At 73.8% G+C, this 20,917-nt stretch carries 18 protein-coding genes and 2 riboswitches; of the genes, 8 read left to right on the top strand and 10 right to left on the bottom strand.

The annotated features are described in order from the left end of the window. The first annotated feature begins 86 nt into the window (after window positions 1-86). Window positions 87-1,052, top strand: a complete 966-nt coding sequence (locus NJC10_RS06590) for a sulfurtransferase (protein WP_319075380.1) — start codon at window positions 87-89, stop codon at window positions 1,050-1,052. 57 nt (window positions 1,053-1,109) lie between these two features. Next, on the top strand, window positions 1,110-1,538 hold the full coding sequence (locus NJC10_RS06585; protein WP_319075379.1) for an HIT family protein: 429 nt from the start codon (window positions 1,110-1,112) through the stop codon (window positions 1,536-1,538). Between the two features lie 22 nt (window positions 1,539-1,560). Here the strand turns inward: NJC10_RS06585 and hrpA are convergent, their stop codons facing one another. Beyond that, window positions 1,561-5,760 carry an ATP-dependent RNA helicase HrpA gene (gene hrpA, locus NJC10_RS06580; RefSeq protein ID WP_319075378.1) on the bottom strand — a complete coding sequence of 1,400 codons (4,200 nt, stop codon included), beginning with the start codon at window positions 5,758-5,760 and terminating at the stop codon, window positions 1,561-1,563. A 161-nt stretch (window positions 5,761-5,921) separates the two neighbouring features. Here hrpA and putP point away from each other — a divergent pair, with 161 nt between their 5' ends. Continuing rightward, window positions 5,922-7,550, top strand: a complete 1,629-nt coding sequence (gene putP, locus NJC10_RS06575; RefSeq protein WP_319075376.1) for a sodium/proline symporter PutP — start codon at window positions 5,922-5,924, stop codon at window positions 7,548-7,550. A gap of 254 nt (window positions 7,551-7,804) precedes the next feature. On the opposite strand, the gene NJC10_RS06570 is transcribed toward putP, so the two are convergent. The 8 genes from NJC10_RS06570 to thiC form a co-directional block, all read right to left on the bottom strand. Continuing rightward, a complete protein-coding gene (locus tag NJC10_RS06570; protein ID WP_319075375.1) occupies window positions 7,805-9,220 on the bottom strand; it encodes an NAD-dependent succinate-semialdehyde dehydrogenase in 1,416 nt (471 codons plus the stop codon). Window positions 9,221-9,283: 63 nt separating this feature from the next. Then, entirely contained in the window at window positions 9,284-10,021 is a 738-nt protein-coding gene (locus tag NJC10_RS06565) for a DNA-3-methyladenine glycosylase I (RefSeq protein WP_319075373.1), read from the bottom strand. Window positions 10,022-10,126: 105 nt separating this feature from the next. Then, window positions 10,127-10,798, bottom strand: a complete 672-nt coding sequence (locus tag NJC10_RS06560) for an ABC transporter ATP-binding protein (RefSeq protein WP_319075371.1) — start codon at window positions 10,796-10,798, stop codon at window positions 10,127-10,129. Beyond that, window positions 10,798-11,349, bottom strand: coding sequence for a hypothetical protein (locus tag NJC10_RS06555; RefSeq protein ID WP_319075370.1), 552 nt, complete (start codon window positions 11,347-11,349; stop codon window positions 10,798-10,800). The genes NJC10_RS06560 and NJC10_RS06555 overlap by 1 nt, the downstream gene beginning before the upstream one ends. After that, on the bottom strand, window positions 11,337-11,924 hold the full coding sequence (locus NJC10_RS06550; RefSeq protein ID WP_319075369.1) for a hypothetical protein: 588 nt from the start codon (window positions 11,922-11,924) through the stop codon (window positions 11,337-11,339). The genes NJC10_RS06555 and NJC10_RS06550 overlap by 13 nt, the downstream gene beginning before the upstream one ends. 8 nt (window positions 11,925-11,932) lie before the next feature. After that, complete coding sequence (locus tag NJC10_RS06545; RefSeq protein ID WP_319075367.1) at window positions 11,933-12,853, bottom strand: hypothetical protein; 921 nt, start codon at window positions 12,851-12,853, stop codon at window positions 11,933-11,935. 291 nt (window positions 12,854-13,144) lie between these two features. Continuing rightward, window positions 13,145-13,348, bottom strand: coding sequence for a hypothetical protein (locus tag NJC10_RS06540; RefSeq protein WP_319075366.1), 204 nt, complete (start codon window positions 13,346-13,348; stop codon window positions 13,145-13,147). A gap of 38 nt (window positions 13,349-13,386) precedes the next feature. After that, the gene (gene thiC / locus NJC10_RS06535; RefSeq protein WP_319075365.1) at window positions 13,387-15,246 is read right to left on the bottom strand and encodes a phosphomethylpyrimidine synthase ThiC; all 1,860 of its coding nucleotides are present in this window, start codon (window positions 15,244-15,246) and stop codon (window positions 13,387-13,389) included. Beyond that, window positions 15,245-15,356, bottom strand: a riboswitch (TPP riboswitch). It overlaps the preceding gene by 2 nt. Before the next feature lie 73 nt (window positions 15,357-15,429). Here thiC and thiD point away from each other — a divergent pair. After that, window positions 15,430-16,293, top strand: coding sequence for a bifunctional hydroxymethylpyrimidine kinase/phosphomethylpyrimidine kinase (gene thiD, locus NJC10_RS06530; protein WP_319075364.1), 864 nt, complete (start codon window positions 15,430-15,432; stop codon window positions 16,291-16,293). 187 nt (window positions 16,294-16,480) lie between these two features. Here the strand turns inward: thiD and NJC10_RS06525 are convergent, their stop codons facing one another. Next, entirely contained in the window at window positions 16,481-17,194 is a 714-nt protein-coding gene (locus NJC10_RS06525) for a thiamine phosphate synthase (protein WP_319075362.1), read from the bottom strand. Window positions 17,195-17,240: 46 nt separating this feature from the next. Next, window positions 17,241-17,345: riboswitch (TPP riboswitch) on the top strand. A gap of 4 nt (window positions 17,346-17,349) precedes the next feature. Between NJC10_RS06525 and NJC10_RS06520 the strand changes: the two genes are divergently transcribed. Genes NJC10_RS06520 through moeB form a run of 4 tightly spaced genes read left to right on the top strand, consistent with a single transcriptional unit; the run spans window position 17,350 to window position 20,902 of the window. Further along, window positions 17,350-18,660: an FAD-dependent oxidoreductase gene (locus NJC10_RS06520; protein WP_319075361.1), complete on the top strand. Its 1,311-nt coding sequence runs from the start codon at window positions 17,350-17,352 to the stop codon at window positions 18,658-18,660. After that, window positions 18,657-18,902, top strand: a complete 246-nt coding sequence (thiS, locus tag NJC10_RS06515; protein WP_319075359.1) for a sulfur carrier protein ThiS — start codon at window positions 18,657-18,659, stop codon at window positions 18,900-18,902. Before NJC10_RS06520 ends, thiS begins: the two co-directional genes overlap by 4 nt. Before the next feature lie 4 nt (window positions 18,903-18,906). Further along, the gene (locus NJC10_RS06510; RefSeq protein WP_319075358.1) at window positions 18,907-19,725 is read left to right on the top strand and encodes a thiazole synthase; all 819 of its coding nucleotides are present in this window, start codon (window positions 18,907-18,909) and stop codon (window positions 19,723-19,725) included. Between the two features lies 1 nt (window position 19,726). Further along, window positions 19,727-20,902, top strand: coding sequence for a molybdopterin-synthase adenylyltransferase MoeB (gene moeB, locus NJC10_RS06505; RefSeq protein WP_319075357.1), 1,176 nt, complete (start codon window positions 19,727-19,729; stop codon window positions 20,900-20,902). The last annotated feature ends 15 nt before the right edge of the window (window positions 20,903-20,917 follow it).

Raw genomic sequence — 20,917 nt, 5'->3', positions numbered from 1 at the left:
CCGGCGTGGTGCCCCGGGCACACGGGGCGCGTCGCGGGGCGTCCGCCTCGCGGTGAGCGTTACGGACCGTCACGTATGGTGTGCGGGTGCACACCCTTCCCTCCGACGCCCCGGCCCCGATCCGCCCCGCCTCCGCGGCGTCCGTCGTCACGGTGGACGTGCTGGCCGGCTGGCTCCGACTGGCCCCCGCGCTGGAGGCGGAGCCGGTCCCGGCCGTCCCCGCCTACGTGCAGGCCGACGCCCCCGCACCGCGGCGCCTCGTGCTCCTCGACATCCGCTACGAGCTCGGCAGCGGTGCGACCGACCATGAGGGCTATCTCCACGGCCACCTGCCCGGCGCCGTCTACGTGGCCCTGCCGAGCCGGCTCGCCGGCCCGCCCGGGACCCTGGAGGGCCGTCACCCGCTGCCGGATCCGGCGGACTTCGCGGAGACGGTGCGCATGTGGGGGATCGACGACGGCGACACCGTGGTCGTGTACGACGACATCGGCGGCCTCGCCGCCGCGCGCGCCTGGTGGCTGCTGCGCCACGGGGGGCTGCCCGACGTGCTGCTGCTCGACGGCGGGCTGGACGCGTGGCGAGAGGCCGGACTGCCGCTGCAGTCGGGCGAGGTGATCCCCACGCCGGGCTCGGCGACCATCCAGTGGGGCCGCATGCCCGTGGTGGACGCCGCCGGCGCCGAGGAGATCGCCGAGCACGGCCTGCTCCTCGACGCCCGCGCGGCCGAACGGTATCGCGGAGAGGTCGAGCCCCTCGACCCGGTGGCCGACCACATCCCCGGCGCCCGCAGTCTGCCGACCGCGCAGAACCTCCGACCCGACGGTCGCCTCCTGCCGCCCGAGCAGCTCGCGGCGCGCTTCGCGGCGGCCGGGGTGCGGGACGACGTCCGGGTGGCCGTCTACTGCGGATCCGGCGTCACGGCCGCCCATCAGGTCCTCGCGATGACCGTGGCGGGCCATCCCGGGGCGGCGCTCTTCCCCGGCTCCTGGTCCTCATGGGTCCACGATCCGGCCCGGCCGGTGGCCGTGGGGGCCTCTCCTGACGGACACTGAGGGCGGACCCTCGGCGGGCCGTGCGCCCGCCCACCCCGCAGATCGGAAGGACACCCCATGACCAGCGTCTTCACCCGCATCATCGCCGGAGAGCTCCCCGCCCGCTTCGTCTGGCAGGACGAGCAGTGCGTCGCCTTCCTCTCGGCGGGCCCCCTGGCCCAGGGGCACACGCTCGTGGTGCCCCGCGAGGAGGTGGACCAGTGGGTCGACGCCGACCCCGGGCTCCTCGCCCACCTCATGCAGGTCGCACAGCGGATCGGCCGCGCGCAGGTGGATGCGTTCGGTGCGCAGCGCGCCGGCCTGATGGTGGCCGGCTACGAGATCCCGCACCTGCACGTGCACGTGTGGCCGTCCAACTCCATGGACGACTACGACATGGCCCGCGTGGACAACTCGCCCGAGCCGAAGGACCTCGAGGAGGCCGCGCGGCGCATCCGCGACGGACTGCGCTCAGCCGGCAACTCCGCCGCCGTCCCGCAGGACTGACGCCGCCGGTGCCGCCCGGGCCTCAGGCCCGGGCGGCGGCGGCCAGTGCCTGGCGCACCCGCTTCTCCGAGACGGACACGGCCGTGCCCAGCTCCTGGGCGAAGAAGGAGACGCGCAGCTCCTCGATGAGCCAGCGCACGCGCTCGAGCTCCGCCGGCACGGGAGTGCCGGCGAAGCGGGCGCGGTGCGCGGCCACGGCGGCGTCGAAGTCGTCCTCGAGGCGCTGGACCACCGCCATGGCCTGGCCGTCGCGCTGCAGGTGCCCGCCGGCGTCGAGGCGGTCCAGGCGCGTCAGCATGCCCTGCACGTAGCGGGGCAGGTGCTGCAGCTGCTCCCACCCCGTGGTGGCCGCGAAGCCGGGGAACACGAGCTGCTCGAGGTGGGCCTTGACGTCCGACTTCGCCGGCGCCGTCGCGAGGGAGACGGAGCCCTTGAGCCGGCGGCGCACCTCCGCGGCGCGGGAGAGCACCTGCTCCACGAGCTTCGTGACCGCGAACACGGTGTCGATGAGGTCGGCGCGGACCCGGTCGAACAGCGCCCGGAACTCGGCCTCGCTGAACGGGAGCTCCGGGCCGACGAGCCGGTCCACAGCGGCCTGCGTGCAGTCCGCCACGAGCGAGTCCACCGAGCCGTGCGGGTTCTGCGTGAACGCGAGCTTCTCCCGGTTGTCGAGGTGGTCCAGCACGTAGCGCTGCGGGCTGGGAAGGGCGGCCAGCAGGAGCCGGATCACGCCGGCGCGGTGCCACGCGGCCTGGTCCTCGGCCGAGCGGGCCACGGTGAGCCCCGCCGCGGGGCGGCCCTCCGGCGTCGTCTCGGGGACGAGTGCGGGGTAGCCCGTGATCGCGGGGCCGCGGCCGCCCGCCTCCGTGGTGATCTTGCGGGGAACGGTGCCCACGCTCCACGTGGTCAGTCCATGGCGCTCCGCGAACGCGGGGGCGGCACGGCCGGCGTCGGGCGCGGACGACGACGGCCCACCGTCCCCGTGACCCGCCGCCTGGGCGGAGGACTCGGCACCCTGACGGTCCTTCCCCTGCCCACGGCGTCCCCGGCCGCCGTCGCGACCGTCGGCGCCCCCACGATCCGAGCCCCGGCCGTCCTGGCGGGGTCCCGGGCGCGCGTTCGCGGGGTCGTCCGTGCCGGCCAGGCGGGCCGCGATGGCCGAGCGGTTCGCCTGGGCGAGGCGAGACTGGAGGGCGGGGAGGTCCTGGCCGGCGCCCATGACGGCGCCGCGGGCGTCCACCACGCGGTAGTCCATCCGCAGGTGCGGGGGCACCGCGTCGGGCGCCCAGAGCTCCGGCTCCACCACGATCCCGCGGACCCGGCGCACGGCGGCCGAGAGCGCCGCGGGCAGGTCGTCCGTGAGCGGGTCCGCGTGCTCTGCGAGGTCGGCCACGAGCTGCCGGGCCACGTCCGGGGCGGGCACGAGGTTCCTGCGCACGGCCTTGGGGAGGGCCTTGATGAGCGCCGTGACGAGCTCCACGCGCAGACCGGGCACGAGCCACGCGAACGGGCTCGGGGCCACCTGGTTCAGGAGGAGGACCGGAACGGCCACCGTGACGCCGTCCGTGCCGGAGGCGCCCGTGGGGTCGAACGTGTACTCGAGGTCGAGGTCCACGTCGCCGCCGGGCAGCGGATAGCGGAAGGTCGTGGGGAACGCGTCCGTGTCGAGGTCCGCGGCGTCCTGCGTGAGGAGGGCGTCCACGTCGAGGTCGAGCAGGCCCGGCTGCTCCTGGCGTGCCTTCTTCCACCACGCGTCGAAGTGGCGCTCGGAGACGACGTTCGCGGGGACCCGCGCGTCGTAGAAGGCGAAGAGGTCCTCGTCGCCCACGCGCAGGTCGCGGCGGCGCAGGCGCGTCTCGAGGGCCTCGACCTCCTCGAGGGCGCGGCGGTTGCGGGCGAAGAAGTGGTGGCGTGTGCGCCAGTCGCCCTCCACGAGGGCGTGGCGGATGAAGAGCTCGCGGGAGAGCCCCGGGTCGATGCGACCGAAGCGCACGGAGCGGTCCGGCACGAGGGTGACGCCGAAGAGCGTGACCTTCTCCTGCGCGACGACGGAGCCCGCGCGGCGCGACCAGTGCGGCTCGTTGTAGGTGCGCTTCACCAGGTCGCCCGCCACCTCCTCGGCCCACTCCGGCTCGATCCGGGCGACGGAGCGCGCCCACAGGCGGGAGGTCTCCACGAGCTCGGCCGCCATGACGAACGGGTGGCGCTTCTTGAACAGTGCGGAGCCGGGGAACACGGCGAACCGGGTGCCGCGCGCGCCCGCGTACTCGCGGCGGCGCTCGTCGTAGGAGCCGATCTGCGAGAGCAGGCCCGTCAGCAGCGACTTGTGCACGGCCTCGTGCTGGCCCACCGGGTCCACGGGACCGGCCTGGACCGTGACGCCCACGTCCTTGGCGATCTGGCGCAGCTGCTGGACGAGGTCCTGCCACTCGTGCACGCGCAGCCAGTTCAGGTGCTCGCGGCGGCACATCTTGCGGAACTGCGAGCCGGAGAGCTCCTTCTGCTGCTCTCGCAGGTAGGCCCACAGACGGAGGATCGCGGAGAAGTCCGAGTTCTCGTCCGCGAACCGGCGGTGCATCTCGTCCGCCGCCTCGCGCTGCTCGGTGGGGCGCTCCCGGGGGTCCTGGATGGTGAGCGCGGCGGCGATCACCATGACCTCCCGCACGCAGCCGCGCTCGCCCGACTCCAGGATCATGCGGCCCAGGCGCGGGTCCACGGGCAGGCGGGCCAGCCGGCGTCCGATCGGCGTGATGGTCCCCGCCTTGGCGGCGAGCGCGCCGAGTTCGGTGAGCGCGGTGGCGCCGTCGGTGACCTGGCGGCCGTCCGGGGGCTGGAGGAAGGGGAAGTCCTTCACGTCCGCGGGCGTCCGCGCGACGCCGAGGGACATCATCTGGAGGATGACGGAGGCCAGCGAGGTGCGCAGGATCTCCGGGTCGGTGAACTCGGGGCGGGAGAGGAAGTCCTCCTGCGAGTACAGGCGGATCGCGATGCCGTCGCTCGTGCGGCCCGAGCGCCCCGAGCGCTGGTTGGCGCTCGCCTGGGACACGCGCTCGATCGGCAGACGCTGCACCTTCGTGCGGTTCGAGTAGCGGGAGATGCGGGCCGTGCCCGTGTCGATCACGTACTTGATGCCCGGCACCGTCAGCGAGGTCTCGGCGACGTTGGTGGCCAGCACGATCCGCCGGCGCACCCCGGACGCCGCGCGGCCGAACACGCGGTGCTGCTCTGCCATCGAGAGGCGGCCGAACAGGGGCAGGATCTCTGTCCCGGCGAGGCGCTTCGAGCCCGCGACGACGCCGGCTAGGTGGTCCGCGGCGTCGCGGATCTCCCGCTCGCCGGGCAGGAACACGAGGATGTCCCCGGCCGGCTCCGCGGCCAGCTCGAGGACGGCATCGCCGATCGCGTCGAGGGGGTCACGCGTCTCCGCGGCGTCGTCGGCGTCGTCGTCGGGATCGTCGGGGGAGGGCTCGTCGGTGAGCGGCCGGTAGCGGATCTCGACCGGGAACGTGCGGCCCGAGACCTCGATGACCGGGGCGGGGACGACGCCGGCCTCCTCCTCCGGCACCCCGTCCGCCACGCGCTCGGCGCGCTCGGCGTCCGTGGCGGGTCGGCCGAAGTGGCGCGCGAACGACTCGGGGTCGATCGTGGCCGAGGTGATGATCACCTTCAGGTCCGGGCGCTGCGGCAGCAGCTGCCGGAGGTAGCCCAGGAGGAAGTCGATGTTGAGGCTGCGCTCGTGCGCCTCATCGATGATGATCACCGAATAGCGCTTCAGGAGCGGATCGTGGGGGATCTCGGCCAGCAGGATGCCGTCCGTCATGACCTTGACCCGGGTCTGCTTGGAGGTCTGCGCCGTGAAGCGCACCTGGTAGCCGACCGTCTGGCCGATCGGCTCGCCGATCTCCTCGGCGATGCGCTCGGCCACCGAGCGGGCGGCGAGGCGGCGGGGCTGGGTGTGGCCGATCGTCCCGGCGTCCCCGAGGCCCAGGGCCAGGCACATCTTGGGCAGCTGGGTCGTCTTGCCGGAGCCGGTCTCGCCCGCGACGATCACCACCTGGTGGTCGCGGATGGCCGCCATGATCTCCGCGCGGCGCTCCGCCACCGGCAGGTGCTCGGGGAAGGAGAGCTCGCGCGGGGCGGGGGAGGTGGGGGTGCTGCCGGGGGCGTCGACGGGCGCGGTGGGGGCGGCGTCGGGGGTCCCGGGGCGTGAGGAGTCGGTCATGGCCGGACCAGTCTACGGAGGCCGGTCGGCGCCGCGCGGGGTGTTCGCCGCGGAGGGATGACGTCCCGGCGGGTGTGGGCCTCGTCATCGCCGTGAGCCGGGCATTCTGTCACACGGACTTTCGGCTGGGGTTCAGGGACGATCTGTGGAACTCTGGAATAATGGACATGAACACGATCTATTTGTTATTGGCAATCGGCTTGTACTTCGCCGCCATGGTGGCAATCGGCCTGTACGCCTCGAAACAGAACTCCGACCTGGACGATTACCTCCTGGCCGGGCGAAACATGAAGCCCTCGGTGGCCGCTCTCTCCGCCGGCGCCTCGGACATGTCCGGCTGGCTGCTCATGGGCCTGCCCGGCGCCATCTATGCCGCCGGCCTCGTCGAGGGCTGGATGGCCGTCGGCCTCGTCGTCGGCGCCTGGGTGAACTGGAAGGTCGTGGCCCCGCGCCTGCGCTCCTACACCGAGGTCTCCGGAAACTCCGTGACGATCCCCTCCTTCCTGGAGAACCGCTTCAAGGACCGCACGCACATCCTGCGCATCGTGGCCGGCCTCATCATCCTCGTCTTCTTCACGTTCTACGTGTCCTCCGGCATGGTGGCCGGCGGCAAGTTCATCGAGTCGACCTTCGGGCCGGACTCGCTCTACGCCGAGGGCATCAGCATCAACTACCTCACCGGCATGATCGTGGTGGCCGGCATCACCGTGCTGTACACCCTCTTCGGCGGCTTCCTGGGCGCATCCCTGACCGACGTGGCCCAGGGCATCCTCATGTTCCTCGCGCTGGTGATCGTGCCGATCGTCGTGATCATCTCCATGGGCGGCTGGGACGCCGTCGTGGAGGGCCTGCGTGCCGCCGATGCCGCCTCGGCGGCGGCCGGTGACCCCGTGGACCACTTCTCGCTGTTCGCCAACGCGACACTGATCGGCGTCCTCTCCTCGCTCGCGTGGGGCCTCGGCTACTTCGGCCAGCCGCACATCATCGTGCGCTTCATGGCGCTGCGCACCGCCCAGGATGCGACCGTCGCCCGGCGCGTGGGCATCACGTGGATGACGCTCTCCGTGTTCGGCGCCGTCCTCACCGCGCTCGTGGGCATCGCGTACTTCCAGGCCAACCCGGGCACCACGCTCGCCGACCCGGAGACCGTGTTCCTCGTGCTCTCCTCCATCATGTTCCACCCGTTCATCGCGGGCCTCGTGCTGGCGGCCGTGCTCGCCGCCGTCATGTCCACCCTGTCCTCGCAGCTCGTGGTGTGCTCCTCCGCTCTCGTGGAGGACCTGTTCAAGGTGGGCGGGCGCACCGCCTCCCCGAAGACGCTGCTGTGGATGGGCCGCCTCGGTGTGCTCGTGATCGCCCTGATCGCCGGCCTGCTCGCGCTGAACCCGGACTCCTCCGTGCTCGACCTCGTGTCCTTCGCGTGGGCCGGCTTCGGCGCCGCGTTCGGCCCCGTGATCCTGCTCGCCCTGTACTGGGAGAAGTTCACCTCGTGGGGCGCGATGGCCGCCATGGTCGTCGGCGCCGCCGTGGCGTGGTCCTGGTCCGAGGCCTCCGCGGACACGTGGAGCTGGTTCGGCCTCTACGAGCTCCTGCCCGGCTTCGTGGCCGCGCTGATCGCGGGCGTCCTCGTCTCGCTGTTCACCCAGCGCTCGCGCCACGTCCAGGCGCACATCGAGCGTGAGTTCACCGGCGCGATCGACATCGTGCAGGGCCGCGAGCCGGTCACCGGCTCCGGTCCGGCCGTGGCGAACAGCGGCCCGGCCGGCTCCACCGCCGCGCCGACCGCCTGACCTCTCGCTGACCGTTCCGCCGAGGGCCGTGCTCGACCACCTCGAGCCGGCCCTGGACAGCGCCGGCCACCGCCCTTCTGGCGACCGTCCCGTTGCGCGGCTTGAGGGGCCGACGAGCAGGCCCCGACGAACAGAGTGGTCACGACACGCCGCCACCGGAGTCCGGTGACGGCGTGTCGTGACCACTCTGCGTGTCTCAGGCGGCCGACGGGGCGGCCGGAGCGGGGGACCCGTCCGGCCGACCCGGCCCGGGGTCAGCCCTCCAGGGGGCCCTGCACCGCGTACAGGCGCTTGTTGGCGAACTCGTCCACGGCCATGGGGCCGAGCTCGCGGCCGAAGCCCGAGCGCTTCACGCCGCCGAAGGGCAGGTTCGCGCCGGCGGCGGAGGCGAGGTTCACGTTCGCCATGCCCACCTCGAGCTGGCCAGCCACGCGCTTGGCCTCGTCCAGGTCCGTGGAGAAGACGGCGCCGCCGAGGCCGTACTGGGAATCGTTGGCCAGGGCCACGGCCTCCTCGGCCGAGGACACCTTGTAGACCACGGCGGCCATGCCGAACAGCTCCTGCGTGTAGGCGGGGTTCTCCTGGTCCACGTCCGTGATCACGGCCGGGGAGACGTAGAAGCCCTCGCCCTCGGGACCGGAGACGCGCTCGCCGCCCACGTGGACGGTGGCGCCGGCCTCCTTGGCCGCGGCGATCTGCTCGGTGAGCCCGTCGGCCGCGGACTCGGAGGACAGCGGACCGTAGACGTCGGCCTCACGCGAGGTCGGGTCGCCGGGCTTCATCGCTGAGGAGCGCTGGACCAGCTCGTCCACGAAGTCGTCGTAGAGGTCCTCCATGACGATCATGCGCTTGTTCGAGTTGCAGGCCTGGCCCCAGTTGCCCATCCGGGTGGCCAGCGCGTCGCGGGCGGCCGCGCGGGCGTCCGGCGCGGAGAGCACGATGTACGGATCGGAGCCGCCGAGCTCGAGGACGACCTTCTTGAGGTGCCGGCCGGCCTGCTCGGCGACGGAGGCGCCGGCCCGCTCCGAACCGGTGAGGGACACGCCCTGCACGCGCGGATCGGCGATGATCGTGGAGATCTGGTCGTGGGTGGCGAACACGTTCTGGTACACGCCCTCCGGCAGGCCGGCCTCGGTGAAGAGCTCTTGCAGCAGCTGCGCCACCTGCGGGTTGATCTCGGAGTGCTTGAGCAGGATGGTGTTGCCTAGCACGAGGTTCGGCGCCACGAAACGGGCCACCTGGTACACCGGGAAGTTCCACGGCATGATCCCCAGCAGCGGGCCGATCGGCAGCCTCTGGACGAACGCCTCCTGCCCGGAGAACTGCTTGATCGGCTGGTCCGCGAGCAGCTCCTCGGCCTCGTCCGCGTAGTACCCGAAGATCTGGGCGCCGTAGCGCACCTCGCCGACTGCAGCGCCGAGGGACTTGCCCATCTCCGTGGTGATCAGCGCGGCGATGTCCTTGGAGCGCTCGGCCAGCAGCTCGGAGATCCGCTTCACGACGGCGGCGCGCTCCGCCACCGACTTCTGGGACCACTGCTCGTAGGCGGCCTGCGAGGCGTCGAGGGCGTCGGCGATCTGCTGATCCGTGGCGTTGTCGAAGGACTTCAGCAGCTCCCCGGTGGCCGGGTTGATCGTGCGGTAGCCCTGAGAGGCGGAGGTGGTGGTCATCAGTCGTCACCCTTTCGTGTGGACGTCCTGCGTTGAGTTCCCCATCCTGCCGGAGGCCCCCGCTCACTCCCAGATCCCGGATGCCCCTCTTCGCCACGAGCCGAGAAGGTGGGTGTCCACGACCCCGGCGGCCTCCATCAGGGCGAAGCACGTGGTCGGCCCCACGAATCGGCAGCCGTGCGCCTTCAGCGCCTTCGCGAGCGCGCGCGACTCGTCCGAGGCCGAGGGGACCTGCGCCACCGTCTCCGGCCATGGGGTCGCGGCAGGCTGGTGAGCCCAGACCAGCCCCGGCAGACCGCGGGCCGGCCGGTCGCCGTCGCCGTGCCAGGCGGGGCCCGCACCGGGGGAGCCCGGGTTCAGCGGGGCGAACCGCTCGCCGCGCATGCCCACGACGGCCCGCGCGTTCGCGACCGCGGCCTCGATCTTGCGCCGGTTCCGGATGATGCCGGGGTCCGCCAGCAGCGCCTCGACCTCCGCGTCCCCGAACGCCGCGACGGCGTCCGGGTCGAAGCCCGCGAACACCTCCCGGAACCGCGGCCGCGTGGCCAGGACGGTCCGCCAGCTCAGGCCCGACTGGAACGCCTCGAGCACGAGGCGCTCGAACAGGCCCTGCTCGTCCGTGACGGGCAGGCCCCACTCCGTGTCGTAGTACTCCCGCAGCAGCGGATCCCGTGCCGCCCACGGCGGGCGGGCTCGCCCATCCCCACCCACGACGACGCCACTCGGCGGTGCCTGTCGCCCGTCGGCCGGTGGATCCTCGGCGAGGGTGAGGAGGCCGTCGTCGGCGTGGTGCGCGCTCATGCACCTGAGCCTAGGAGCGGCTCCGGACATCCGGAGCCGGAACGCGACGCCCGGGGACGCCACGCCGTCTGCGGACACCTGTGCAGGAGGCACGGCCGGACCTCGTCACTCGAGGCGCCCGGCCCGCAGCCGCCACGTGTGGTCGCACCGGGCCGCTACGGCGGGGTCGTGCGTGACGATCACGATCGCCCGCCCCGGCTGGGACATGGAGCGGAAGAGCCCCATCACCTCGTCGGTGCGCTCCTCGTCCAAAGCGCCCGTCGGCTCGTCGGCGAGCAGCAGGGAGGGCCCCATGATCACGGCCCGGGCGATGGCCACGCGCTGGCGCTCGCCACCGGAGAGCCGGCCGACGGGGTGCCGGAGACGGTCTCCGAGCCCGAGGCACGTCAGAAGCTCGGCGGCCATGGTGCGGCGCACGCGCTTCGAGGTGCGCGGCCGCGCGTAGAGCAGCGGCAACGCCGCGTTGTCCACGGCGGTCGCCCGATCGATGAGCAGATGGTCCTGGAGCACGATGCCGCACGTCCGGTTCCGGTAGGCGTCGCCGTCGGACGACCACGGTGCCGGCAGGCTCCGCCCGGCCACACGGATGCTCCCGGCGTCCGGTGTGTCGAGGCAGGCGAGGAGCCGCAGCAGGGTGGACTTGCCGGACCCGGAGGGTCCCATGATCGCGTGGACGCCGCCCTCGGGGACCTGGAGTGAGACGCCGCGGAGCACGGGGACATCCCCGGCAGGGCCGCGGTAGGAACGGTGCACGTCGTGCACGGTGAGCAGGGACATCACACGGTCCTTTCGACGAGTGCCGCCGTGCGGACGGCCCGGTGCAGCTGGCGGAGGGGATGGCGGGTGCATGCGGCGGCGATCGCCAGGACGAGCGCCAGCCCGACCACGACGACGGCAGGTGCCGGCCGCAGTTCGCCCGCTTCCGAGGCGATGCCGAGGCCGAGCAACGATCCGAGCACGGCCGGAATGCCCCACACCGCGGCCACGGATGTGGCGATCCGGAGCCGGATCAGTCGTCTGGGCGCCCCGACCGTCAGGTGCGCCAGCCACGTGGGCGTGAGCCGACGGGTCATGGTCGTCAGGAGGCTCACCACCGTCACGACGGCGCTGGCGAGCCCGGCGGTGTAGGCGGTGACCATGAGCGCGGCAGCGCGGGCTTCTCGGGCGATCGGAGACCTGGCCGAGGCGATCGGGGCCAACTCGGCGACCACGCCCGTCTCGTCCTCGAGGACGTCGAGTGCCGCTCTCACCTCGGAGGCCGCGTCCTGGCGTGCCACGACGGAACCGTAGACCGCCGTGAGCTGGGCCGGTTCGATCAGGCCGGCCATGGTCGTCGTGCTGGTGACGATGACGGGCGACTCACCCAGGGGCCAGAGGGATCCGTCGGCCCGCGGCGCGGCCGCGTCCGCGGGGAGTGGGCCGGCATAGCTGTGGGGTGTGGACCCCACATACACGGTGCCGCCCGGCCCCCCCCGGAGGTGATCGCGGCGGGAGCGAAGTACACACCCTCGGCGGGACTGACGGCAGCGGCAGCGCCGAACTCCCGGGCCAGACCAGGCGTGGCGATGACCGCCCCCTGCAGCCGGGGGTCCTCGATTCCGATGGCGTCCGTCACGAGAAAGGCACGGGGGTCGACTCCGTCGACATGGGCGGCGAACGCCCGGGAGACGGTGTCGACGGCGCGGGGGCGGAGGTCGGTCGTGACGGCGGGGTCCAGAATCCTGGCTGTCACCAGGCCCGACGACTCGGCGTCCTCGAGCACCTCGAGCGCCGTGGTCACCCCGCCGGCGACGCCCAGGGCCAGTCCGAACACGACCGACGCCACGGTCGTGTGCAGCAGGGACAGGAACAGCAGTCCGGGCGTGTCGAACAGGTCGCGGAGGCCGTCCGCAACGGCCCGCATGGCTGCCATCATGCGTGTGCCCTTCGGACCCAGAGGGTGGACAGGGTCGTGCCGAGGATGAGGATGGCGTCCACGATGAGCACGGCGGACCAGAGGAGAGCGGTGTCCCCCGTGAGCCCGATCTCCGCGTCCCACCGGGGCCATGCCACGAGCCAGACTCCGCCGGCACTCGCGGCGGCGGTCGCCCAGGCGAGCATGGCGGGCCGGACACCGAGCCGGGCCGCTCGCAGCGGGGAGGCACCGACGAGGCGGTGCGAGGTGACGGCAGGGAGCAGTCGACTGCGCAGGGTCGTGCGCCAGACGACCTGTGCGCCCAGCAGGGCGAAGCCGGCGATCACGGCGAGCAGGGGCACGTGGACACTGCGTCGCATCGCTGCCTCCCACGGCGGCGGGAGCGGGACGACGTCGACGACGACACCGGCCCGCCGCAGCGATTGGACGAGCTCGTCGACCTGGGCCGGTGATCCGCCGATCACGCCGGCAAGGGACGAACTGTCGGTGGAGAGGAACGGGACCAGGAGGTCTGCTTCGGTGGCGCGATCCGGCGCGGAGGAGAGGTCTCGGACGACGACCCGATCGACGTCCGGCCAGCTCAGCTCGCCCGCAGCGGCACGTGCGGCAAAGGGGGAGGTGCTGGGGACGACCGCGGTCGGGGCGACGCCATCCGGGAGCACGTCCAGGGCAGGCCGGCCGGCGAGGGCAGTCACGTGGGGGCTCGTGGACGTGGCCGCAGAACCGGAGTCCGGTCCCGTCAGCGACGTCCGGATCATGAGCCAGGCCTCGGCAGCGGGGAATGCCGAGATCTCGTACACCGTGCCGTCCAGGTGCCAGCGTTCCTCCTTCTCCACCCCGACGTAGGACGCGAGGAGCGCTGCTGTTCCGAGCGCGATCAGGAGAAGGAGGAACCGCGAGGCGAACAACCGTGTCACGGGCGGCGTCTGGGAGGACGCGTCAGGATTGAATGGGCGGTCACGTCACCTCAACCTCCACGATGCGGTCGGCCGGAATGCCGACGGCCCCCACGGGTGCACGGTTCAGGCTGTCGGTCATGCGAGTTCTCGGCGCCGTGAATGAAAGAGCGACTTTGTCCATGGCGGATTCCCTCCACAGGGCCCTCGCGGGCGAATGTGACACACAGCACAGGTGTCGAACCGAACGCTAAGAAGTGTGTGTGTGTCAAGAGCTCACTCGCACCCTTCCTGCTGGCCCCTCAAGGCTGGTCACAGTCGCCCCAGCAGGTCCTTCCAGAGCCCCCTCCAGGCGGCCGTCTCCTCGGGGGAAGCGACCTTGGACTGCGTGGCGGTGACTGCGGCCTTCGCGGGCTTCCCGTCGGCCGGCGGACGCGCCTCCATTCCGCCCAGGGGTAGCCGGTGGCCGCCGCGATCGCGGGCAGGTTCGCACCGCGCGCGGGGGGAGGTGCTCATGGCCGGCACCCTGGCCCCCGCGTCGCGGCACGGACCGCTCAGTCCCTCGCGAGCACCCCGTCCCCCTCGGGCCGGCGCAGGCTCGGCTCGGGCAGGTACACGGACCCACCGGCGGCCCGGAACTCCGCGGACTTCGCGGCCATGCCCGCCTCCGCGATCCGCGCCTGGTCCGAGGCCGTGCCGAACTCGGAGCGGATGTCCTGGCTGATGCGCATCGAGCAGAACTTCGGCCCGCACATCGAGCAGAAGTGCGCGGTCTTGGCCGGCTCGGCGGGCAGCGTCTCGTCGTGGTACTCCTCGGCGAGCTGCGGATCCAGGCCCAGGCCGAACTGATCGCGCCAGCGGAACTCGAAGCGGGCCTTGGAGAGGGCGTCGTCGCGGTCGCGGGCGCCCGGGTGTCCCTTGGCGACGTCGGCGGCGTGCGCCGCGATCTTGTAGGTGATCACGCCCGTCTTCACGTCGTCGCGGTTCGGCAGGCCCAGGTGCTCCTTGGGCGTGACGTAGCAGAGCATCGCCGTGCCGTAGCGGGCGATCTCCGTGGCGCCGATGGCCGAGGTGATGTGGTCGTACGCCGGGGCGATGTCCGTGACGAGCGGGCCGAGCGTGTAGAACGGGGCGCCCTGGCACAGCTCCTGCTGGCGCTCCACGTTCTCGCGCACGAGGTGCAGCGGGATGTGCCCGGGGCCCTCCACCATGACCTGGACGTCGTGCTCCCAGGCGCGCCGCGTCAGCTCGGCGAGCGTGTCCAGCTCGGCGAACTGGGCGGCGTCGTTGGCGTCCGCCACGGAGCCGGGGCGCAGGCCGTCGCCGAGGGAGAAGGACACGTCGTAGCGCGCGAAGATCTCGCAGAGCTCGTCGTAGTGCTCGTAGAGGAAGTTCTCCTTGTGGTGCCCCAGGCACCAGCCGGCCATGATCGACCCGCCGCGGGAGACGATCCCCGTGACGCGGTCCGCGGAGAGCGGCACGTGGCGCAGCAGCACGCCCGCGTGGATCGTCATGTAGTCCACGCCCTGCTCGCACTGCTCGATCACGGTGTCCCGGAAGACGTCCCAGGTCAGCGCCTGATGGTCGCCGCCGACCTTCTCGAGGGCCTGGTAGATCGGCACGGTGCCGATCGGCACGGGGGAGTTGCGCAGGATCCACTCGCGGGTGGTGTGGATGTCGTCGCCCGTGGAGAGGTCCATGACGGTGTCCGCGCCCCAGCGGGTGGCCCACTCGAGCTTGGAGACCTCCTCGGCGATCGAGCTGGTGACCGCAGAGTTGCCGATGTTCGCGTTGACCTTCACGGCGAACGCCCTGCCGATGATCATCGGCTCGGCCTCGGGGTGGTTCACGTTCGCGGGGATGATGGCGCGCCCGGCGGCCACCTCGGAGCGGACCAGCTCGACGTCCAGGCCCTCGCGCAGCGCCACGAAGCGCATCTCCGGAGTGATCTCCCCGCGGCGGGCGTAGTGCATCTGGGTCACGCGCCGGCCCTCGGCCGAGCGCAGGGGTGCGCGCTTCTCTCCCTGCCACTCCTGGGTGGAGGCGCCGCGGCGCACGGCCGAGCGGCCGTCGTCGAGCAGGTCGCGCTCGCGGCCCGCGTACTCCTCGACGTCGCCGCGCGTGCGGATCCACTCCGCGCGCAGGGGCGGAAGGCCGCGGGTGGGGTCGGCGCCCGGGCCCATGGTGCGGTACACGGTGAGCGGCTCGTTCGGGGTGCCGTCGGGGGAGTCGTCCTGGTGCACGCGGGTCACCGGCACGCGGATGCCGTGCTCGGGGTCCTCGAGGAAGCCCAGGCGGTGCGTGGGGTAGTTCTCCTCCGCGACGACGGCGGCGCCGGCCTCGGCGGACTCGGACGCGGCGGCCTCGGCGGGGGCAGGGGTGGTGGGCGGAGCGGTGCGCTCGGAAACGGCCATGGCCGTGTCTCCTTCTTCCTTCGCCGGCATGACCCGGACAGGTTCAGACGGTGGTCGGACGGCGTCAGTCCGATCTCAGCCCCATGCCAGGGGCCCCCGTGGGGATGCCACGGACGCTAGACCATCCGGGCCGCGTGTGTCGAACCGCACGGCGGGGGCGCCGGACGTGGCACCCTGGGCCGCATGAGCGCCCCCGACTGCCGGTCCGTGCCCCGCGTCCTGTCCATCGCCGGCTCCGACTCCGGCGGCGGCGCCGGCATCCAGGCCGACCTCAAGACCATCGCGGCGTGGGGCGGCTATGGGCTCACCGCGATCACGGCCGTCACGGCGCAGAACACGCAGGGCGTGCAGGCGGTGCATCCGCTGCCCGTCGACGTCGTCCGCGCCCAGCTGGACTCGGTCGCCGCGGACATTGGGCTCGACGCCGTGAAGATCGGCATGCTCGGCTCGCCCGAGCTCCGGGATGCCGTCCGCGACTGGCTCGAGCGGGTCCGGCCCCCGCGCGTCGTGCTGGATCCCGTGATGGTGGCGAGCTCGGGGGACGCGCTCTCCGACGCCGCCGTGCCCGCCGGGTGGGCGCCGCTGCTCGCAGCGGTGGACGTCGTCACGCCCAACCTGCCCGAACTCGCGGCGTTGACCGGCGCGGACGTCCCCGCGCGGTGGGTGGACGCCCTGGAGCTGGCCCGCGGCCTCGCCGCGGAGCACGGCGTGACGGTCGTCCTGAAGGGCGGCCACCTCCGGCATGCCGCGGACCTCGCGGAAGGGGTCCCGGACGCCGTGATCGGCCCCGAGGGCCGGGTCACCGAGGTGCGCGGCGCGCGCGTCTCCTCCCGGTCGACGCATGGAACGGGCTGCACGCTCTCCTCGGCGCTCGCGGTGCTCGCCGCGGGCGGGACGGCCTGGGAGGACGCCCTGCGCACGGCCAAGCCGTGGCTCGCGGAGGCCATCGCGGCGGGGGAGCGGCTCGACGTCGGCCGGCGCACCGACCGCTGGCACGGCCCGCTCGACCACAGCCATCGGGACCGGGGGGCGGGCGATCGGGACTGATCGTTCTGGAATGGCTGCCCTCGAACCATGGGCAGACCCAGGGAGTTCGACGAGGCCGCTCCTGGAGGTCCCCCTCGACGAGACGCAGGAGCACGACCGCGTCATGGTCACGGTCGATGACCCCGTGGCGAGGGCGGGGGTCGTCCACGCGGCGCTGCCGCGCCGCTCCCACCCGGGCGCGGCAGCGTCAGCCCGTGACCGCCGCACGCAGACTCCGCGCCGCCGCCTCCGGATCGTCGGCGCCGGTCACGGCCCGCACCACCACGATCCGCTCGGCGCCCGTGCCCAGCACCGCGGGCACACGGTCCTCGTCGATCCCGCCGATCGCGAAGAACACACGTCCCGCCGCCTCGCCGCCGGGGGCGGTGATCTCCGCCGCGAACCGCGGCAGAGCGAGCCCCACGGCGGCCCGGCCGGGCTTGGTCGGCGTCTCCCACACCGGCCCGGTGCAGAAGTAGTCCAGCTCCGGATCGGCCGCGGCCCCGCGCACCTGCTCCTCGGTGCGGCAGGACCGCCCGAGCAGCACCTCGGGGCCGAGCACGCGCCTCGCCTGCGTGCTCGTCAGGTCGTCCTGGCCCGCGTGGAACACGTCCACGCCGGCTAGGAGTGCGACATCGGCCCGGTCGTTCGCGGCGGACAGCGCCCCGTGCTCGCGCGCCAGCTCCACCACGATCGCCAGGGCCTCGAGCTCGACGCCCACCTCGACCCGCTTGTCCCGCACCTGCAGGGCGTCCACGCCGCCGCGGAAGCACGCGGCCGCGAAGGCGGCGAACGCGCCGGCGTCGAGGGCGCCGTCGTCGCGGACGTGGCGGGAGAGGTCCGTGCAGACGTACAGGCGGGCGCCCGCGAGGCGGCGGGCGCGCTCGGCGCGTGTGGCGAGGGCGGCGGGGCGGTGCGGCATGCGCCCACCCTGCCACGTCCGCCCACCCGGCGTATGCTGGGCGGCATCCATGGGAGCCCGCGCCACAGCGGGCTGAGAGGGACGCAGTCCGCGCACGCGCGGGGCGCGCCGACCATCAGACTCGATGCGGATCATGCCGCCGTGAGGAGGAGCCCATGCGCTGCGTGGTGGTGGGGGCCGGGATCGTCGGCCTCGCGACGGCCGTGCGCCTGCGGGACGCCGGCCACGAGGTGACCGTGATCGCCCCGGACCTGGACGCGCCCGCCGCCGGCGACGCCGCCACCCACGCCGCGGCCGGCATGCTCGCCCCGCTCGGGGAGACCCAGTACTCGCAGTCCGGGCTCGGCGCGCTCCTCGCCCGGTCCTGGGCGCTCACCGGCGACCTCGTCGCCCGGATCGAGGCCGGTGGCGCCTCCGCGGGCCACCGCGTGGAGGGTGCGTGGCTCGTGGGCGCCGAGCCTGCCGACGCGCGGCGCTGGCGCGAGACGCTCTCGCCCGTCGACGCCGCGGGCGCGGATCAGGCCCCCGCCGCGGAGCCCGGCACCGCCCTGCGGCTGCCGCGTCCCGTCGCCCCGGTGACGGTCGCGGCGCTGCGCCGCGCCGAGCCGGCCCTCTCACCCGCCCTCGCCGGCGCCCTCGACGCCCCCGACGACGATCAGCTCGACCCCCGCCGGGCCCGTGCCGCGGCCCTGACGCGCCTCGCCGCCGACGACGGCGTGCACCTGGTCCCCGCCCGTGCCGTGACGGTGCACCAGGTGGGCGAGGAGGTGGAGGTGACCGCCGCCGGGTGTGCCGGGACCGCGCAGCCGATCACCGCCGACGTCGCCGTGCTGGCCGCGGGGCTCGGCCACGCCGCGCTCGGGGGCGACCCCGCCGCCCTGCCCCTGCCGCTGCGCCCCGTGCACGGGGACATCCTGCGCCTGCGGGTGCCGGCGTCCCTGCTGGCCCCGGGAGAGGAGCACCTGCTCAGCCGGACCGTGCGCGCTCTGGTGGGCGGACGGCCCGTGTACCTCGTCCCGCGCGCGGGCGGCGGGCTCGTGCTCGGCGCGACGAGCCGCGAGGACCGCGAGGCCGGCACCCCCGCCGGCGCCGTGCTCGACCTCCTCGAGGACGCCGCCCGCATCCTGCCCGCCATCCGGGACTGCCTGCTCGAGGAGGTCACCACGCGCGCCCGCCCCGGCAGCCCCGACGACGCCCCGTTCCTCGGCCCGCTGCCGGATGCGCCCCGCGTGATCGTCTGCACCGGCCACCACCGGCACGGGGTGCTGCTCGCGGCGTGGTCGGCGCACGCCGCGCTGGAGCTGGTTCGCCGGGCGGCGGGGGAGCCGGGCAGGCCAGGCGGGGCCGGCCCCGCCTGGACCGCCGACGACGAGGGGCTGCTCGACCTCGTCCGCCCCGACCGCTTCGCCATCTCGGCGCCGTCCGCCGAGTCGTCCCCCGCCCCCACGCAGGAGGTCCCCGCATGAGCCCGCACACCCTGACGGTCAACGGCGAGGTGAGAGCGTTCGACGCGCCGCTCTCCCTCCGCGCGGTGGTCGCGCAGCTGACCGGCCGCGAGATCCGCCCCGATGGCACGGCCGCCGACGGCGGTCGGCTCGGCGTCGCGGTCGCGGTGGACGAGGCCGTCGTGCCGCGCTCCCGCTGGGACGCCATCGTGCCCGAGGCCGGTGCGCGTCTCGAGATCGTGACGGCGGTGCAGGGTGGCTGAGCGCGTGGGAGCACCGGACGTCGTCCCGCCCCTCACCGTCGGCGGTCGCGAGATCGGCTCGCGCCTCATCATGGGCACGGGCGGCATCACGGACCTCGCCGCGCTCGAGGCCGCCCTGGTCGCCTCGGGCACCACGCTCACGACAGTCGCCATGCGCCGCCACGCCGTGGGCGAGGGCTCGGGCGTGATCCCGCTGCTGGACCGTCTCGGCATTGCGGTTCTCCCCAACACGGCGGGCTGCCACACGGCGCGCGATGCCGTCCTCACCGCGCAGCTGGCCCGCGAGGCGCTCGAGACGGACATGGTCAAGGTGGAGGTGATCGCCGACGAGAGCACCTTGCTGCCCGACGTCGTCGAGACCCTCGAGGCCACCGAGCGGCTCGTCGCCGACGGCTTCACCGTGCTGGCCTACACCTCGGACGACCCCGTGGCCGCGCGGCGCCTCGAGCAGGCGGGCGCGGCCGCCGTCATGCCGCTCGGCTCGCCGATCGGCAGCGGCCTGGGCATCCTCAACCGCCACTCCCTCGAGCTGATCTGCGAGCGCGCGTCCGTGCCGATCATCCTCGACGCCGGCGTGGGCACCGCCTCGGACGCGGTCCTCGCGATGGAGGCCGGGTGCGACGCCGTCCTGGCCGCGTCCGCCATCACGCGCGCCGCGCATCCGGCGCGCATGGCCCGGGCGCTCGCGCTCGCGGTCGAGTCCGGCTGGGAGGCCGCCCACGCCGGGCGCATCCCGCCGCGTCCGCTCGCCACGGCGTCCTCGCCGATGGCCGGGCGGATCGCCCCCGTGGGCGAGGGCGACGACCGGACGGGGTGGTGGTGAGGTGAGCGCCGCGGACCCCCGCGAGCGCCGCGCGCCGCACGGCCTCGACGAGCTCGCCGACACGCAGCTCGAGCGCTTCTCCCGGCAGATCGCCCTCGAGGGCTTCGGCCCCGAGGCCCAGCTCGCGCTGCTGCGCTCCCGCGTGCTGGTGGTGGGAGCCGGCGGCCTCGGTGCGCCCGTGCTCACCTACCTGGCCGCGGCCGGGGTGGGGGAGGTCCACGTGATCGACGACGACGTCGTCGAGCGCTCGAACCTGCACCGCCAGGTCATCCACGGCGAGGACGTCCTCGGGCGGCCGAAGACCGCCTCGGCCGCCGCCCGCATGCGCGCGCTGCACCCCGAGCTGCGCGTCGTGGAGCACCGCGAGCGCCTCACGGCGCAGAACGCGCTGGAGCTGGTCCGCGCGGTGGACCTCGTCGTCGACGGGACGGACACCTTCGCCACCCGCTACCTCGTGGCCGACGCGTGCGAGATCCTCGGCGTGCCGGTGGTGTGGGGCGCGATCCTGCGCTTCTCCGGGCAGGTGAGCGTGTTCCATGCCGGCCACGGCCCCGTCTACCGCGACCTGTTCCCCGAGCCGCCGGAGCCCGGCGATGTCCCCACGTGTGCGCAGGCGGGGGTGCTCGGCGTCCTGCCGGGGATCATCGGCACGCTCATGGCGGCGGAGGCGATCAAGCACCTGGCCGGCGTGGGGGAGACGCTCCTCGGGCGCCTCCTGACCGTCGACGCGCTGACCATGCGGTTCACCACGCTGGCCCTCGCCCCGGATCCGGACCGCTCGCCCGTGACCTCGCTGGACGCGCACCAGGCCGTCCGCGGCGACGTCGGCTGCGCGGCCCCGTCGGCGGGGGAGGCGGTCTCGGCCGCGGCGCTGGCGCGGGCGCTGGCCGAGCCGGGCGGCGACGTCGTGGTGGTGGACGTGCGCGAGGACTGGGAGCGCCGGCTCGGCGCCATCGAGGGCTCGGTCCACGTGCCGCTCGGGGCGATCGAACGGGATCCTGCGGCAGTTCTGGCGCGCGCGGGGGACGGCGAGCCGGCACGCTGGGTGCTGCACTGCGCCGCCGGGGTGCGCTCCGCGAAGGCCCGGGACCTCATCCTCGCCGCCCGACCCGAGCTGACCGGCCGGGTGCTCTCCCTGTCCGGCGGGTACGCGGCGTGGGAGCGGGAGCGGGACTGAGCGTCGACGCCGTGG

It is taken from the genome of Micrococcus sp. M4NT (assembly GCF_033790745.1).
Classification (GTDB): domain Bacteria; phylum Actinomycetota; class Actinomycetes; order Actinomycetales; family Micrococcaceae; genus Micrococcus.
This window is presented reverse-complemented; position numbering and strand designations above follow the sequence as displayed.

Coding starts and splice junctions, on each gene's coding strand:
- NJC10_RS06565 (WP_319075373.1), bottom strand. CDS start 10,021: ATGAGCGCGCACCACGCCGACGACGGCCTCCTCACCCTCGCCGAGGAT.
- NJC10_RS06520 (WP_319075361.1), top strand. CDS start 17,350: ATGCGCTGCGTGGTGGTGGGGGCCGGGATCGTCGGCCTCGCGACGGCC.
- NJC10_RS06560 (WP_319075371.1), bottom strand. CDS start 10,798: ATGTCCCTGCTCACCGTGCACGACGTGCACCGTTCCTACCGCGGCCCT.
- hrpA (WP_319075378.1), bottom strand. CDS start 5,760: ATGACCGACTCCTCACGCCCCGGGACCCCCGACGCCGCCCCCACCGCG.
- putP (WP_319075376.1), top strand. CDS start 5,922: ATGGACATGAACACGATCTATTTGTTATTGGCAATCGGCTTGTACTTC.
- NJC10_RS06585 (WP_319075379.1), top strand. CDS start 1,110: ATGACCAGCGTCTTCACCCGCATCATCGCCGGAGAGCTCCCCGCCCGC.
- thiC (WP_319075365.1), bottom strand. CDS start 15,246: ATGGCCGTTTCCGAGCGCACCGCTCCGCCCACCACCCCTGCCCCCGCC.
- thiD (WP_319075364.1), top strand. CDS start 15,430: ATGAGCGCCCCCGACTGCCGGTCCGTGCCCCGCGTCCTGTCCATCGCC.
- thiS (WP_319075359.1), top strand. CDS start 18,657: ATGAGCCCGCACACCCTGACGGTCAACGGCGAGGTGAGAGCGTTCGAC.
- NJC10_RS06555 (WP_319075370.1), bottom strand. CDS start 11,349: ATGGCCGGCCTGATCGAACCGGCCCAGCTCACGGCGGTCTACGGTTCC.
- NJC10_RS06540 (WP_319075366.1), bottom strand. CDS start 13,348: ATGAGCACCTCCCCCCGCGCGCGGTGCGAACCTGCCCGCGATCGCGGC.
- NJC10_RS06550 (WP_319075369.1), bottom strand. CDS start 11,924: ATGCGGGCCGTTGCGGACGGCCTCCGCGACCTGTTCGACACGCCCGGA.
- NJC10_RS06570 (WP_319075375.1), bottom strand. CDS start 9,220: ATGACCACCACCTCCGCCTCTCAGGGCTACCGCACGATCAACCCGGCC.
- NJC10_RS06525 (WP_319075362.1), bottom strand. CDS start 17,194: ATGCCGCACCGCCCCGCCGCCCTCGCCACACGCGCCGAGCGCGCCCGC.